Here is a 15,271-nt window from a genome sequence, read left to right as displayed (position 1 = left end):
TCGCTGACCTGCGCTTCGGTGCCGAAATTGGCGATCTGGTCCTTGATGACCTTCGAAATTTCTGCGGCGTTGATATCCATGTTCAGCCTTTCATCGCCATGGCGAGCGTGTTCAATCGGGTACGGATGGAGCTGTCGATCATCTGGCTGCCGATCTTGACGACCAGCCCGCCCAGGATCGCGGGGTCGACCTTCGCGTCGATCGCCACGTCGCGGCCGACGCGCGTCCGCAGGTTTCGGGCGAGCGCTGCGACCTGATCGCTGTCGAGCGGGTGGGCGCTCGTCACTTCGGCGCGGGCCTCGCCCTTGTGATTCGACAGCAGCGTCTCATAGGCCCGGACAATTGCGGGAAGCTGGGAGAGGCGGCGATTGTGCGCCAGCACGCCCAGAAATTTCGTGGTGAGCGGATCGAGACCCATGGAGGATGCGACCGCGCCAATCGTCTTACCGGCTGCGTCGCGGGTCAGCACCGGGCTGTTGATCAGGCCCTTGAAGTCCGCCGACTGCGCGATGGCGGCCTTCAGGGCGGCAAGGCTGCCGGCCACTGTGTCGAGCGCGTTCGAGTCGCGCGCCAGATCGAACAGCGCCACCGCGTAGCGGCCGCTGAGACTGGCCTGAATACCGCCGCTCATGTCCACGCCTTTACCGTCCTCCGTTTGACGAACCGGCGTGTCGATCATGCCGGTCATGCAAAAAGGGGGCGCGGTAAGATGCCGTCCCGTGCCCCTGTGCGGGCCGGTTAGCAGCCGCATTATGACTATGCAAGTGATGTGACATGATTCGGCGGCTGGCGCCAAAACAAGCCTATTTGCATGAGTTATTACTCCCAAGCCGACAATCAGGGCGTAGGATCGGCAGGGGCGAGCCGCCCCTTCTGGCAATGATAGACGATGCGTTCGTTGGGCTGCGCGGGAAGCAGGGCGGACACGTCGCTGCGCAGCGACGCGATGCGCGTAAGGAGGTCGCCGCCGCCGCACCCCTTGAATGCCTTGTCCTTCGTCAGCGCGCGGACCTTTTCCATCGTGTCGAGGTCGGGCAGCCAGCGTTCGACGCGCAAGGTTCCGGTCGCGGGATCGAACTGGCTGGCGGTGACGTAATTGCCCTCGTCGGGAACGGAGGTACGCTGCCATGTCGATCCGCTCGACACATATTGCATGTCGCCGTCGACGCATCCGCCCTCCGCCCAGCGCAAGCCGATATCGTTGGGCTGCGACACGGTGAGGCGGCTGCGGGCGAGATCGACTTTGCAGATATTGTCGCCCGCCCAGGCGAAAGCACCGTTGCTGCTGACGCCGCCGTCCTGCGGCATCTTCACCCGTTCGTCGATGCCCGAGAAACTGGGGCGCAGAAGAAAGAGGCCGAGCGCGCCGAGCAGCGCGACGCCCCCGCCCGCCAGCAGCCAGGTCGCCTGGCGTTCCTTGCCCTGCGTGTAGAACAGGCCGCCCGCGCCAAGGCCCAGCACCGCCAGCGCCAGCAGCACGGCGGCACCCGCCATCACATTTTCGCGCGCGGTGATGATGTCGCGTTCGGCGTCGTCGCGTGCCTTCATCAATGCCTGGTCGCGCGCTTCGGCGCTGGCGCGGTTCTTCTGCTCGCTCACCTGCGCCTCGCGCTGGGTCAATGTGGCTTCGGCGGCGTCGGCCTCCGCCATGGACCGGCACGGCACCACGGTGTGCAGCGAGGAAACGCCCGCCTGGCGCAGGAAGGATGCGACTTCGCGCCACGACACCGCAAAGCCGAATTCGGCGTCGTTGCCGTCGGACACCGACCCGAAGCTGTTGACGCCGAGCACGCGCCCGCAATCGTCCACCAGCGGCCCGCCGCTGTTTCCGGCAGCCAGCGGCGCGGTGTGGAGCAGCGTGTCGAAGCTGCGGCTGGCGCGCCCGGACGAGATATTGCCGCTGGTCTTGACGGTCGCGAGCGGCTCCACCAGCTGTTTCAGCCCAAGCCCCTGCGCGCGATCGACCGTGCCGGGATAGCCGATGGCGGTGACATGCTGCCCATCGCTCACCGCACCCGCGAAGAAAGTGCTGACGGGCAGGCTTCCTTCCTCCAGTTGGATGAGCGCCAGATCGTTGCCCGGCGAATAGGCGATGATGCGCCCGCCATAGGTTTTCGTCCCTTCCGACGGGATGACGCCGATGACGAGGTTCTTTTCCTCGCGCGCCAGTTCGACGACATGGGCGTTGGTCAGGATCTTGTCCGGCGCGACGGCAAAGCCGCTGCCATGGCCCACGAAATAGGCGTCCGACCCATCCGTCGCCACCAGCGCCACGCGCACCACGCCGCGCGCGGCGGCGGCGATGTCCTGTTGCTCGGCCCGCGCGGCGGCGGGGGCGAGAAGGGCGAGGAGAAGGGCGAAGCGGCGCAGGATCAGGAACATCGTGGCGCATTCATATGCGAAGCGGTGCCCTGCGCAATCGGGAAAACGCCGACACGCGCCGCTTTGACCGCAAGGCGCGGGAAGCATGGCATATCGAGGCCGTTTATAGCATAGGCTATGACCCCGATGACCGCTCCCGCGCCCCAGCCGCTCCTGTTGCCCGACGCCGAGACCTGCTGGCAGGCGTTTCTGCGCCGCGACCGCGCCTTCGACGGCCTGTTCGTGGGTTGCGTGTCGAGCACCGGGATATATTGCAAACCCAGTTGCGCCGCCCGCCATCCCCGGCGCGAGCATATGCGCTTTCTGCCCGATGGCGACGCGGCCCGCGCTGCCGGATATCGCGCCTGCCTGCGCTGCCGCCCGGACGAAGTGGGGCGCGACCGGATTGCGGTGGAGCGTGCCATCGCGCTTCTCGAAAAGGCGCAGGACGCCCTGCCGCTGGAGCGGTTGGCGGCGCAGGTCGGCTATGCGCCGCATCACTTCCATCGCCTGTTCAAGCGGGAAACAGGCATGACGCCCGCCGCCTATGCCCGCGCGCTGCGGGCCGAGCGGTTGAAAGCCGCGCTGGGGACGGAGGCGCGCGTCACCGACGCCATCTATGCCGCGGGCTATTCCGGCCCCAGCCGCGCCTATGCCGATGCGCAGGCGCATCTGGGCATGAGCCCGAGTGCCTGGAAAGAAGGCGGGCGCGGCGTCACGATCCGTTGGACGATCCTGGACAGCAGCCTTGGCCCGATGCTGGTTGCGGCAAGCGACAAGGGCCTGTGCCGCATCAGTTTCGGTCAGGGCGAGGCGGATTTGCGCGCTGCCTTTCCGCAGGCGGAGCTGCGTCCTGCGGACGCGACGCTCGACGGGCTGGCGCGTGCCGTGGCGGCGTTGGTCGACGATCCCGCCGCCACGCCCGATCTGCCGATCGACGTCGGCGGAACGGCGTTCCAGCAGGCGATCTGGGCAGCGCTGCGCGCCATCCCGTCCGGCGAGACGCGCAGTTACGCGCAGCTGGCGGCATCGGTCGGTCGCCCCGCCGCCGTCCGCGCGGGGGGTACTGCCTGCGGCGACAACCGGCTTGCGGTTCTCATCCCCTGCCACCGCATCCTGCGCAGCGACGGCGCGCTGGGCGGCTATGCCTGGGGGCTGGAGCGCAAGCGGGCTTTGCTCGATCGGGAAAGAAAATAGCCTCTTTTCAGACGGCTCGCGTTGCGCCACCCTGTCCGGCGTCAAGAGGCAGGGGAAAGACATGCGACATCGGGTGAAGGCTGCGGCGTTTGCCGCACTTGCGCTGTGCTGGGTGGGAAGCGCGCAGGCAGCATGGCGACAGGCGCAAACGCGGCACTTCACCGTTTACAGCGAAGGCAGCGACACCCAACTGCGCGGTTTTGCCGAACGGCTGGAGAAGTTCGACATGCTGCTGCGCCGCATGAACGGGGTGGACGACCCGGCAGCGGGCGCGCCGGTCAAAGTGTACATCCTGTCCAGCAGCGGCAAGGTGAAGGCGCTGGCCCATAATCCCAACATCGGCGGCTTCTATCGCACGTCGGACCGCAACGCGTTCGCCGTCCTTTCGCGCGAGCAGAAATCGAACCAGTTCGATCACGGCGCCGAGGAAATTCTTTTCCACGAATATGCGCATCATTTCATGCTGCATCATTTCCCCGCCGCCTACCCCGCCTGGTATGTGGAGGGCTTTGCCGAATTCTTCTCGACCGTGAAGTTCAAACAGGACGGGGGGATACAGTTCGGCCTCGTGCCGATGGCGCGCGTGCCCGCGCTGGTGCTGGTATCGCCCTATCCGGTGAAGAACCTGTTCGCGCGGGATACCGAGGGGCTGAGCCTGCGCGACGGCGACCGCTATTACGGGACCGCGTGGCTGCTCACCCATTTCTATCAGTATACGAAGACCGGACGCCGGGACGAGATCAGGCGCTATCTTCACGATGTCGCCATGGGCGTTCCCGACCTCAAGCCGGACAGCTATTTCGCAGGCGGGCTGGAGGGTCTGGAAAAGGACCTTGTCGCCTATATGCGTCATCCGCTGACGGGATCGGTCTATAAGCCCCTCCCCGCTCCGCAGGACGGCGCAATCGAGGTAAAGCCCCTCGATGCGGTACAGGGCGCGCTGGTCGAGGACGAGCTTCGCCTGATCGCCGCACCCCGGACCGAGGATTTGCCCACTATCGTGAATGCGGTGCGCGCGACGGCGGCACGCTATCCCGACAGCGCCTATGCCCTGGCGTTGCTGGCGGAGGCGGAATGGGCGGCGGACGAAAGGGACAAGGCGCTTGCCGACGCGGATCGCGCCATCGCGGTCGATCCCAAATCCGCGCGCGGATACGCCGTGCGGGCCGAGGCGCTGCTGGACAAGGCACAGGGCAGCGACAGGGCCGAAGACTGGAAGGCGGCTCTCACCGCCATCGTGCGCGCCAATCGCGCCGATACGGAGGACCCGGTTCCGCTGGCGCTCTTCTACCGCTATCACGCCATGCAAGGGGGGCCGATGCCGCAGATCGGCTACGACGGATTGCAAAAGGCGTTCGGCCTGCTCCCGCAGAACCCCTCCTACCGCATGAACTTCGCCCGTGCGCTGTCGGTGCGCGGCGATTATGCTCAGGCGTCGGCGTTGCTCGACCCCATCGCCTATTCCCCGCACGGTTCCGAGATGCGGGACGCGGCGCTCAAGCTGAAGGCCCGTTGGGACGCGCAGGCGTCGGCAAAGGCGAAGGGAAATCCCGCACCCGCGCCATGACGGCGGCGCGCTGCGCTTCGCTCATGCCGGTCCAACGGGCAATCTCGTCCAGCGTGCGCCCGCAGCCGGTGCAGCGCTGCCGCTCCGCATCGAGCGCACAGAGGGTGCGGCAAGGGGAGGCGATATGCGTTTCCATCACATGAAGCTGTAGGGATCGACATCCACCGCGACCCGCGTGCCCGATTTCCAGGCGATGTTGCCCAGCCATTCGCGGATTGCGCCCTGGATATCGACCTGCCGGCCGGCGTGGATCAAAAGGCGATGGCGATGCCGGCCGCGCAGCACGGAAAGCGGGGCGGGCGCGGGGCCGTAAACGCGCATTCCTTCGATTACGGGGGCGGACTTGCCGATCAGACGGGCGGTCTGCGCCGCCTCGTCCGCATCCTCGCTCGACACGATGATCGCGGCGAAACGACCGAAGGGCGGCGCGTTGGCGCGCCGACGATTTTCGGTCTCCACATCGTAGAAACGCTCGCTGTCGCCATCGATCAGCGCCTTGATGACTTCGCTTTCGGGCATTCGCGTCTGGATGAAGACGCGGCCCGGCTTCTGCCCCCGCCCGGCGCGCCCGGCGACCTGCACGATCTGCTGGAAGGTCCGTTCCGCCGCGCGCAGGTCCCCGCCTTCGAGGCCCAGGTCGGCGTCGATCACGCCGACCAGCGTCAGGTTGGGGAAGTGATAGCCCTTCGTCACCAGCTGGGTGCCGACGATGATGTCGACGTCGCCTGCTTCCACCGACTTCACGAAATCGGCGACCCTGGCGGGCGACCAGAGCGTGTCGGACGTCACGATGGCGGTGCGCGCGTCGGGCCAGAGCGCCTTCACCTCGTCCGCGATACGCTCGACCCCAGGGCCGCAGGCGACGAGGCTGTCCTCCTCCTTGCATTCGGGGCAGAAGCGCGGCGCGGGGGTGACATGCCCGCAATGGTGGCAGGCCAGCCTGTGGGTCAGGCGATGTTCGACCATCCACGCCGTGCAGTTGGGGCATTGAAAACGATAGCCGCAATGGCGGCAAAGCGTCAGCGGCGCATAGCCGCGCCGGTTGAGGAACAACAGGCTCTGCTCGCCCTTCGCTTTCGTCTCTTCGATGGCCTTCACCAGTTCAGGCGCGATCCAGCGACCGCGCTCGGGCGGGTCGGTCAGCAGGTTGATGCCATGGATATCGGGCATCTCCGCCCCGCCATAGCGCGAGGGCAGTTTGATTTCGGCATAGCGGCCCAGCTCCACCTGATGCCGCGTCTCTATCGCCGGAGTGGCCGACGCGAGGATGACCGGGAATTTTTCGATCAGGCCGCGCATCACCGCCACGTCGCGGGCATGGTAATGGACGCCGTCCTCCTGCTTGAAGCTCGCCTCATGCGCTTCGTCCACGACGATGAGGCCAAGGTTGGGATAGGGCAGGAACAGCGCGGATCGCGCGCCCACCACCACCTGCGCCTGTCCGCTGGCGATGGCGCGCCACGCCCTGCGCCGCTCGCTCTGGCGCAGGCCGCTGTGCCAGTTGACGGGGATCGTGCCGAAACGCTTTTCGAACCGTTCGAGGAAAGGTTCGGTCAACGCGATTTCGGGCAACAGAACCAGCACCTGCGCATCGGCGCGGATGGCGGCGGCAATCGCCTCGAAATAAACCTCCGTCTTGCCCGATCCGGTGACGCCGTCGAGCAGGAAGGGGGCGAAATCGCGGGCACGCACTGCGTCGGCCATCTGCCCCGCCGCCGCTGCCTGCGCATCCGACAGGGCGGGCGGCGCATGGTCGGGATCGGGCATGGGGAAGGGCGTGTCGACGCTGACTTCCACCGCCTCGAAGATGTCCTGCTTGATGAGGCCCCGGATCACCGCGTCGCTGACGCCGCCGATCGTCGCGAGTTCCCGGATCAGCCCCTGCCGATCGCCGATGCGCTCCAGCGCCTGGGCGCGCTGCTCGGTCATGCGGTCGGGCACTGCGCCCGTCGCCCGATACTCGATCACCGTCCGCGCGCCCTCCAGCGCCGACATGGACGACAGGGCCATGCGCAGCACCGCTGCGGGCGGCGCGAGATAATAGTCCGCCGTCCATTCGATCAGCCGCCGCAGCGTCTGCGGGATCGGCGGCGCGTCCACCGCCTCCAGCAGGTTGCGCAGGCGATTGTCGCCCACGCTTTCCACATCGGGAAAGCTCTCCTCCTCCCACACCACGCCGATCAGCTGGCGCGGCCCGAGCGGGGCGACGACGATGCTGCCCGGCTCGACGCGCATCCCGTGGGGCACGCGATAGTCGAGCGGACCCAGGGCGGCGTTGAGCAGGAGGACGCGGGCACGGGACATTTCGGTCCCCATGTAGGACAGGAGGGGCGGGGGACGCTATAGGCGCAGCCAACGAATCACTTCCCTGCCGGAGCAAAGCGCCATGAAATTCTTCGTCGACACCGCCGACATCGCCGAAATCCGCGAACTGGAAGCCACCGGGCTGCTCGACGGCGTCACCACCAACCCCAGCCTCATCCACAAGTCGGGCCGCAAGTTCCTTGAAGTGATCGAGGAAATCTGCGGCGTGGTGGACGGCCCCGTTTCCGCAGAGGTCGTCGCGCTCGATCATGAGACGATGATGAAGGAAGCGGAAATCCTGCGGAAGATCGCCGACAATGTCTGCATCAAGGTGCCGCTCACCATCGACGGGCTCAAGACGTGCAAGGCGCTGACCGGCGAGGGGACGCAGGTCAACGTGACGCTCTGCTTCTCCGCCAACCAGGCGCTGCTGGCGGCGAAGGCGGGCGCGACCTTCATCTCGCCCTTCGTCGGGCGGCACGACGACAATGGCTTCGACGGGCTCGCGCTGATCGAGGACATTCGCCTGATCTACGACAATTACAGCTTCCGCACCGAAATCCTTGCCGCCTCGCTGCGGCACCCGATCCATGTGCTCGACTGTGCGAAGATCGGCGCCGACGTCATCACCGCGCCGCCCGCCGTCATCAAGATGCTCTCCAAGCATGTCCTGACCGACAAGGGCCTGGACGCCTTCGCCGCGGACTGGGCCAAGACCGGCCAGACGATCCTTTGAGGGGCGTTACGGTCATCTTCGTCCGTCTCCGTCCTTGATCCAGTTTATGGAGCCGTCCGGCATCCGGGCGCATGAGGACGGGACAGACTGGAGACAAACGATGCACGAGGATGACGTCGTCTATTACCGTCGGCGCGCGCAGCAGGAACTGAAGACGGCGCAGGCCCTCTCCGACCCGCTGGCCGCGCGGCTGCATTGGGAAATGGCTCAGCAATATGCCAATCGCGCCCTGTTGCTGGAGGAAGCGTTGCTCGACCGGGCGGGCGAGGCGATGAGTCCGGTCGCCGGGCTCGCGGCGCGCGGGCCCCAGTCGTCGAGCGCCTCGTACCGGAAATCGCTGAACGCCGCCCCGTCTGGCCCCGCCGCGTAAAGGCCGGGCCGCAGCATCGGGAAGCCGTGATCGCGGGCGTCGCCAGCAGGGCCGCCGCGCCGATCAGGCCGCGCCGGGTGTGCGCCGCGCATGGCGGGATCAGCGGGCCAGCCAGCCCCCGTCGACGGCGAGCACATGCCCCTGCACATAGTCGGCAGCGCTGCTGGAAAGGAACACGGCGGCCCCGCCGATGTCGGCCGGATCGCCCCAGCGCCCCTCGGGGATACGCTCCACGATCTGGCGATTGCGCGTCTCGTCCGCCTGGAGCGCGGCGGTGTTGTCGGTCGCGATATAGCCCGGCGCGATGGCGTTCACATTGACGCCGTTGGCCGCCCATTCGCAGGCGAGCAGCTTGGTGAGCCCCGCAACGCCGCTCTTGCTTGCGGTATAGCTCGGCACGCGGATGCCCCCCTGAAAGCTCAGCATCGAGGCGATGTTGACGATCTTGCCGCGCGGCCCACCCGCTTCCCGCCGTGCGATCATGTGCCGCCCCGCCGCCTGGCAGAGGAAGAACACGGACTTGAGGTTGGTGTCGACGACCGCGTCCCAGTCGGCTTCGGTGAAGTCGACCGAATCGGCGCGGCGGATAATGCCCGCATTGTTGACGAGGATGTCGATCCCGCCGAGCGTGCCGACGACCCGATCCACCACGTCGCGCACCGGCGCGATGGTCGACAGGTCGGCCTCGACCAGTTCGCACCTGCGCCCCATCGCGCGAACGAGCGCCGCGGTTTCGATCGCGGGGGTGCGCCCCACCGCCGCGATGTCGGCACCGGCCTGCGCCAGCGCGACCGCAATCCCCTGGCCGATGCCGGTATTCGCCCCGGTGACGACCGCGACGCGGCCGGAAAGATCGAAGGGTTTGCTGGTCATCGTCATCCTCTGCCTGTCTGGCGGGCCGCGCGGACGGCGGCCTTCGCGTCCTGCCCGGGCGAGCGGTCAGCCCGTAATCGTGCGCATGTGCGCGACGATGGCCTCGTCCGTCGCATGGGCGTAGAAATAGTCCTTGAACCGTTCCCCCGCGACGGCGGCCTTGAGCAGGTCCTGATCCACGCTTTGCAGCACGGTCGCCATATCCTTGCAGGTCGCGGCCTTCAGGTCCTTCAGGATACCGCGATTGGTGCGCATGATCTCTGCGCGTTCCTTGGGATAGCCAAGGCCGCGCTCCCCGTCGAACAGCTTGGCGTAGACATCGCGCAGGTTAAGTTCGGCGGCCCATCCGAAGCCCTTGGCATAGGGCATGGAAATCGCGTTGCCATCGTTGATCTGGCCGAAGAGGAACGCGTCGGTCGGGTCGATGACGAGGCCGCAGAACACGCCCGGCATCGCGTTGCACGCCAGCATCGATCCCATGCCGGTGCCGCATCCGGTGACGACGAAATCCGCCGCGCCGCTATTGAGCAGGATGCCGGTCAAAAGGCCGTTCATGACATAGGTCAGCGATGCCGCGTCCTCCGCACCGTACATGCCATAGTTGAACACCTGATGGCCCAGCGGCTCCGCCACGCCGGTCAGCGCCTCGTGGATGACGCCGTTCTTGGCGGCCTGGCTGTTTTCGGTGATGAGCGCGATCTTCATGGCTGGTCCTCTCGGCTTCGCCTGCGGGCGGAGCGCTGCTGATGGCTGGATTGGCGATCATGGTAACCGGTGTCATGAGGGCGCGCAAGACGTTTGTCGCTCGATCCGCTTAAGGCGTGTCAGGCCGGGGCGACCGAACTGCGTTCGATGAGGTCGGACAGGAAGTGGGATGGCTGGCGCGGGGCGTCCGCCGGATCGATCAGCTTGATCGCCGCCGCTCTCGCCATCGCCTTGATCGGCCAGCGCACGGTGGTGAGAGGCGGCCAGATGTGCGCGGCGATGGCGGTATCGTCGAATCCCACGATCGAAAGCTCTTCGGGCACCGCGATGTCCAGCGCCCGCGCGGCATGGAGCACGCCGGCCGCCATTTCATCGTTGCTCGAAAAGATCGCGCTCGGGCGCGGGTCGACGGCCAGCAGGGCGCGGCCCGCCTCTATGCCCGTTTCGAAGCGGTAGCTGCCCTTCGCCATGATCGCGGGATCGATGGCGATCCCTGCCTGTTCCAGCGCGTCGCGATAGCCCGCCTCGCGCTCGGCGGCGGACCGGAAACCCTCCGGCCCCGCGACGAAGCCGATGCGCCGATGGCCCCGCGCGATCAGGTAGGCCATGGCATTCGCCACCGCTTCCCGGTCGTTGGATGCGACCATATGCTCGTCCGCGTCCAGCCGCGCGGACCCCATCCGCACCCAGCTGACCCCCAGTTCGTCGCACAGCTGTGCCAGCGCATCATTCTCGGAGATCGGCGGCAACAGCATGACGCCGAACAGCCGCTGCTGCACCAGAAAGGCGCGCACATCGTCGAGCATGGCGGGCGAATGGCGGTCGACCGGGCGCACCACCAGCGCGAATTCGGTGTCGCGGATCGCAGACAATATGCCTTCCTGTACGCCCAGAACCATCTGCGCATTGGGATTGTCGTGGATCAGGCCGATCAGGAAATTGCGCCGCAGCGCCAGCGCGCGCGCCTGCGGATTGGGGACATAGCCCAGGTCCGCGATCACCGCCTCCACCTTTTCCCGCGTCGCCTGGTTCAGCAGGGGGGACCGGTTGATGACGCGGCTCACCGTCTTTTTGGAGACCCCGGCGAGGCGGGCGACATCGTTGATGGTCGGCTTGCTGTCGGTTGCCTTCGTCACGCTGCTTCCATGCCCCTTGCCCGCACGGCGAAGCCGCGCCGCCCGATCTCCTAGGCCGACATGGACGCTTCTGGCAATGGATGCCGTTGACACCGGTTACCACATTGCTAGACGGTCGGTATCTCCGATTGCTCGATTGAGGCCCATGACGACTGCCGCATTGTCCGTTCCCGACGCGCTCAAGGTCCATGAACGCGACGGCGTGGCGGTCGCGCTCCGCCCGCTGGAAGCGGGGGAAATCGTGCGCGCGGGCGGGCAGGAGACGCGGCTGGTCCACGCCATTCCCAAGGGGCATAAATTTGCCCTGCGTCCCTGCGCGGCGGGGGAAGCGGTGGTGAAGTTCGGCCTGCCCATCGGTCGCGCAACGGCGTCGATTGCGCCGGGCGAGCATATCCACACCCATAATCTCGCCACCGCGCTGGAGGGGGAGGTCCGCTATGCGCCCGCTGCGACTCCTGCGGCGGCGGCAGCCGGGCAAGGAGGAGCGACACCGACCTGGCGCGGCTACCGTCGGGCCGATGGGCGGGCGGGAACGCGCAACGAGATATGGATCATCCCGACCGTCGGTTGCGTCGCGATCACTGCGGAACAGATCGCCCGCGCCGCCGAAACGCGCCATGCCGCGCCGATCGCCGCCGGGCGCATCGACGGCATCCTGGCGCTGCCGCATCCCCATGGCTGTTCGCAACTGGGCGACGATCTGGGCGGCACGCGCGCATTGCTGGCGGGGCTGGCGGCCCATCCCAACGCGGCGGGCGTGCTGCTGCTGGGCCTGGGCTGCGAATCGAACCAGCTCGGCGCGCTCCTCGACGCCATTCCGGCCCCCGACCGGGCGAAGGTGCGCACGCTGTCTTCCCAGTCGGCGGGCGACGAGATGGCGGAGGCCGCCGTTCTGGTCGACGAACTGGTCGCGGACGCCGCCCGTGCGGATCGGGAGGCGCTGCCTCTGTCGGCCCTGACGGTCGGTCTCAAATGCGGTGGGTCGGATGGCTTTTCGGGCCTCACCGCCAATCCGCTGCTCGGACGGTTCAGCGAAAGGCTGGCGGCAGCGGGCGGCATCCCGATTCTCACCGAAATTCCCGAAATCTTCGGCGCGGAGCAGGGGCTGTTCGAGCGCGCGGTGGATCCAGCGACGTTCGACGCCGCCGCCGCGCTGGTGAACCGTTTCAAGCGCTATTATCTCGACCAGGGCCTGCCCGTGTCGGAAAATCCCTCTCCCGGCAACATCGCGGGCGGCATCACAACGCTGGAGGAAAAATCGGCGGGCGCGGTGCAGAAAGCGGGGACCGCGCCGCTCGCCTCGGTCATCGGCTATGGCGACCGGGCGCACGCCCCCGGCCTCGCGCTGCTCGAAGCGCCGGGGAACGATGCCGTATCCTCCACCGCGCTGACGGCGGCGGGCGCGACGCTCTTGCTGTTCACCACCGGGCGCGGCACTCCGCTCGGCTTTCCCTCGCCGACGGTCAAGGTCGCGTCCAACCGCGATCTGGCGCGGGCCAAGCCGCACTGGATCGACTTCGACGCATCGCGCGTGCTGGACGAAGGGGCGGGGGCGGCGGATGCCGCCTTCCTCGACCGCCTGCTCGCCATCGCAAGCGGGGAGCGGACTGCCGCGGAACGCCATGGGCAACGCGCCATCGCCATCTGGAAGAAGGGCGTCACGCTCTGAGACGAAACCCGGAAAGCCGCGCATGCTTGCGAATGACACCGGTTTCCTATACGCAATGGCGGAACGGTTTACGACAAGAGGCGGGAACGAATTTGGGTAATAATGTGGAACAGGTGGCGTCGGCTTTCGTCTGCGCTCGGCGTGAGGCGCGTGCCATTGCCGTATATCCGGGCGAACGGCCCCGGACGCTGGCCGACGCCTATGCCATTCAGGATCGCGCACTGGCTCTCGACGGTCGGCAGGCTGCGGGCTGGAAAGTGGGGCGGATCAACGCGCCGCTCGACCGGGAAATGGGTTCGGACCGCCTTGCCGGGCCGATGTTCGCCGACAGCTTCGTCGATGCGGCGGATGGGCACGGCCCTGCCATGCCGGTTTACGAAGGCGGTTTTGCCGCAGGCGAGGCGGAATGGCTGCTGCATGTCGCGCCGGGCTTTTCCGGTGCGGTGCCGACCGACGACGATGGCGTGAAGGCGATCCTCGACGATGTGCGGCTCGGCATAGAGGTCGCCAGTTCCCCCTATCCCGGCATCAATGCCGATGGCCCGGCGGTCACCGTCTCCGACTTCGGCAACAATGCCGGTCTTGTCCTGGGCGTCCCCCTGCCGGACTGGCGCGCGGTCGACCTGTGCGCCGTTCCGGTGCGGAGCGAAATCGACGGTAAAGAAGTCGGCGCCGCCACCGCCGCCACGATGCTCGACGGACCCTATGGCGCAGTGCGCTTCCTCCTGTCGAACCTCGTTGCGCGCGGCATCGATGTGTCGGCCGGTCTGTGGGTGTCGACCGGTGCGATCACCGGCGTCCACTCCGTGTGCGTGGGCCAGCATTTCCGTGCAATTTTCGAAGGGCATGGCGAAGTCGCCTGCCGGATAAGCGCCGCAACGCCCCGCTGAGGGCACGGACCGGTCGGACCGGCAAGACCCGGCCGCCGCATGGAGGAGAGTGACGATGGTTGAAGTCCCTGCGGAAACCGGTCGGCAGCAGCCTGCCATCGCGGCCGGCGCCGCGGCAGGCGGTCGCTATCGCTGGGTGATCGTGGCGCTGCTGTTCGCAGCGACGGCGGTCAACTATATCGACCGGCAGATGATCGGCGTGCTGAAGCCGACGCTTGCCGCCGAATTCGGCTGGTCCGAAAGCGATTTCGCCAGCATCGTCTTCTGGTTTCAGGTCGCCTATGCGGTGGGCTATATCGGCTTTGGCCGCATCGTCGACGTGGTCGGCGCGCGGCTTGGCTATACCATCGCCATTCTCGTCTGGACGGTGGGCCACATGGCGCATGGCTTTGCGACCGGCGTCGCCAGCTTCGCTGCCGCGCGCTTCGGCCTGGGCGTCGGCGAAAGCGGCAATTTTCCGGCGGGCATCCGCGCGGTTACCGACTGGTTCCCGCAGCGTGAGCGCGCCTACGCCATCGGCCTGTTCAATGCAGGCGCGAACGTGGGGGCGATCATCACCCCGCTGCTCGTTCCCGCGCTCGTCCTCTGGTTCGGGTGGCGCGCGGCCTTCTTCCTCACCGGCATTTTCGGCATCCTCTGGCTGATCGCCTGGTGGTCGATCTATCGCCACCCGTCCGAACACAAGCGCGTTTCCGACGCCGAACTCGCCTGGATTCAGCAGGACCCGGCGGACCCGGTCGAAAAGATCGGGTGGAGCCGCCTGCTCACGGTCCGGGAAACCTGGGCCTATGCGCTCGGCAAGTTCCTGATCGACCCGATCTGGTGGTTCTTCCTGTTCTGGCTGCCGGGTTACCTCTTCCAGCGCTACGACATGGATCTGAAGACCTTCGGGCTGCCGCTCGCCGCCATCTACCTCATCTCGGACGGCGGTTCGGTGTTCGGCGGCTGGATGTCCTCGCGCCTCATCAAGGCCGGGCGCACGCCCAACGCGGCGCGCAAGCTCACCATGCTGCTGTGCGCGATCCTCGTCCTGCCGATCTGGTTTGCGCAAAGCATCGACAGCGTGTGGGGCGCGGTGCTGATCATCGGCCTTGCCACCGCCGCGCACCAGGCGTTCTCGGCCAATCTCTACACGCTTCCCTCCGACATGTTCCCGCGCGGGGCGGTGGGGTCGGTCATCGGCATCGGCGGCACCGTGGGTGCGCTGGGCGGCATGGGGATGGCGCTCTTCACCGGCTATATCCTCGACACGACCGGCAGCTACGAAATCCTGTTCGCGCTCTGCTCCAGCGCCTATCTGCTGGCGCTCGCCGTCGTGCACATCCTCAGCCCCCGCCTGGCCCCCGCCCGGGTGTGAAAGGCGGCAGGCTGGCGACCCCGGCAGGATTCGAACCTGCGACCATTCGCTTAGAAGGCGAATGCTCTATCCAACTGAGCTACGGGGCCGTCGCCTGTCGCGAATA

The 15,271-nt window shown here is 67.0% G+C and carries 14 protein-coding genes and 1 tRNA gene; 7 read left to right on the top strand and 8 right to left on the bottom strand.

The features are described 5' to 3' along the window. Positions 1 to 82: 82 nt before the first annotated feature. Positions 83 to 637 carry a F0F1 ATP synthase subunit delta gene (locus tag DI606_RS12350; RefSeq protein ID WP_293983398.1) on the bottom strand — a complete coding sequence of 185 codons (555 nt, stop codon included), beginning with the start codon at positions 635 to 637 and terminating at the stop codon, positions 83 to 85. Between the two features lie 200 nt (positions 638 to 837). Beyond that, a complete protein-coding gene (locus tag DI606_RS12345; protein WP_293983386.1) occupies positions 838 to 2,382 on the bottom strand; it encodes a serine protease in 1,545 nt (514 codons plus the stop codon). 117 nt (positions 2,383 to 2,499) lie between these two features. Here DI606_RS12345 and ada point away from each other — a divergent pair, with 117 nt between their 5' ends. Then, a complete protein-coding gene (gene ada, locus DI606_RS12340) occupies positions 2,500 to 3,558 on the top strand; it encodes a bifunctional DNA-binding transcriptional regulator/O6-methylguanine-DNA methyltransferase Ada (RefSeq protein WP_293983384.1) in 1,059 nt (352 codons plus the stop codon). A gap of 61 nt (positions 3,559 to 3,619) precedes the next feature. Next, positions 3,620 to 5,125: a hypothetical protein gene (locus DI606_RS12335; protein ID WP_293983382.1), complete on the top strand. Its 1,506-nt coding sequence runs from the start codon at positions 3,620 to 3,622 to the stop codon at positions 5,123 to 5,125. Here DI606_RS12335 and DI606_RS12330 read toward each other — a convergent pair. Further along, the gene (locus DI606_RS12330; protein ID WP_293983395.1) at positions 5,055 to 5,261 is read right to left on the bottom strand and encodes a DUF1289 domain-containing protein; all 207 of its coding nucleotides are present in this window, start codon (positions 5,259 to 5,261) and stop codon (positions 5,055 to 5,057) included. The two genes, DI606_RS12335 and DI606_RS12330, sit on opposite strands and share 71 nt — an antisense overlap. Further along, complete coding sequence (locus DI606_RS12325; RefSeq protein WP_293983380.1) at positions 5,261 to 7,429, bottom strand: primosomal protein N'; 2,169 nt, start codon at positions 7,427 to 7,429, stop codon at positions 5,261 to 5,263. Before DI606_RS12325 ends, DI606_RS12330 begins: the two co-directional genes overlap by 1 nt. Positions 7,430 to 7,511: 82 nt before the next feature. Here DI606_RS12325 and fsa point away from each other — a divergent pair, with 82 nt between their 5' ends. Beyond that, positions 7,512 to 8,165 carry a fructose-6-phosphate aldolase gene (gene fsa / locus DI606_RS12320; RefSeq protein WP_293983377.1) on the top strand — a complete coding sequence of 218 codons (654 nt, stop codon included), beginning with the start codon at positions 7,512 to 7,514 and terminating at the stop codon, positions 8,163 to 8,165. Positions 8,166 to 8,265: 100 nt separating this feature from the next. Then, complete coding sequence (locus DI606_RS12315) at positions 8,266 to 8,535, top strand: hypothetical protein (protein ID WP_293983375.1); 270 nt, start codon at positions 8,266 to 8,268, stop codon at positions 8,533 to 8,535. 99 nt (positions 8,536 to 8,634) lie between these two features. Here the strand turns inward: DI606_RS12315 and kduD are convergent, their stop codons facing one another. The 3 genes from kduD to DI606_RS12300 form a co-directional block, all read right to left on the bottom strand. Next, positions 8,635 to 9,408: a 2-dehydro-3-deoxy-D-gluconate 5-dehydrogenase KduD gene (gene kduD / locus DI606_RS12310; protein WP_293983372.1), complete on the bottom strand. Its 774-nt coding sequence runs from the start codon at positions 9,406 to 9,408 to the stop codon at positions 8,635 to 8,637. 66 nt (positions 9,409 to 9,474) lie between these two features. Next, a complete protein-coding gene (locus DI606_RS12305; RefSeq protein WP_293983369.1) occupies positions 9,475 to 10,113 on the bottom strand; it encodes an RpiB/LacA/LacB family sugar-phosphate isomerase in 639 nt (212 codons plus the stop codon). A 119-nt stretch (positions 10,114 to 10,232) separates the two neighbouring features. Beyond that, positions 10,233 to 11,249, bottom strand: a complete 1,017-nt coding sequence (locus DI606_RS12300) for a LacI family DNA-binding transcriptional regulator (protein WP_293983366.1) — start codon at positions 11,247 to 11,249, stop codon at positions 10,233 to 10,235. Between the two features lie 145 nt (positions 11,250 to 11,394). Here DI606_RS12300 and DI606_RS12295 point away from each other — a divergent pair, with 145 nt between their 5' ends. The 3 genes from DI606_RS12295 (at position 11,395) to DI606_RS12285 (ending at position 15,165) form a co-directional block, all read left to right on the top strand. Continuing rightward, entirely contained in the window at positions 11,395 to 12,918 is a 1,524-nt protein-coding gene (locus tag DI606_RS12295; RefSeq protein ID WP_293983363.1) for a UxaA family hydrolase, read from the top strand. A gap of 92 nt (positions 12,919 to 13,010) precedes the next feature. Continuing rightward, complete coding sequence (locus DI606_RS12290; protein WP_293983360.1) at positions 13,011 to 13,808, top strand: 2-keto-4-pentenoate hydratase; 798 nt, start codon at positions 13,011 to 13,013, stop codon at positions 13,806 to 13,808. Positions 13,809 to 13,863: 55 nt separating this feature from the next. After that, a complete protein-coding gene (locus tag DI606_RS12285) occupies positions 13,864 to 15,165 on the top strand; it encodes an MFS transporter (RefSeq protein ID WP_293983358.1) in 1,302 nt (433 codons plus the stop codon). A 12-nt stretch (positions 15,166 to 15,177) separates the two neighbouring features. On the opposite strand, the gene DI606_RS12280 is transcribed toward DI606_RS12285, so the two are convergent. Then, positions 15,178 to 15,254, bottom strand: a tRNA-Arg gene (locus DI606_RS12280). Positions 15,255 to 15,271: the final 17 nt, after the last annotated feature.

This window comes from Sphingobium sp. (genome assembly GCF_003248505.1).
In the GTDB taxonomy this organism is placed as follows: Bacteria; Pseudomonadota; Alphaproteobacteria; order Sphingomonadales; family Sphingomonadaceae; genus Sphingobium.
Note: the sequence above shows the minus strand (reverse complement) of the source record. Positions and strands in the feature narration are given on the sequence as shown.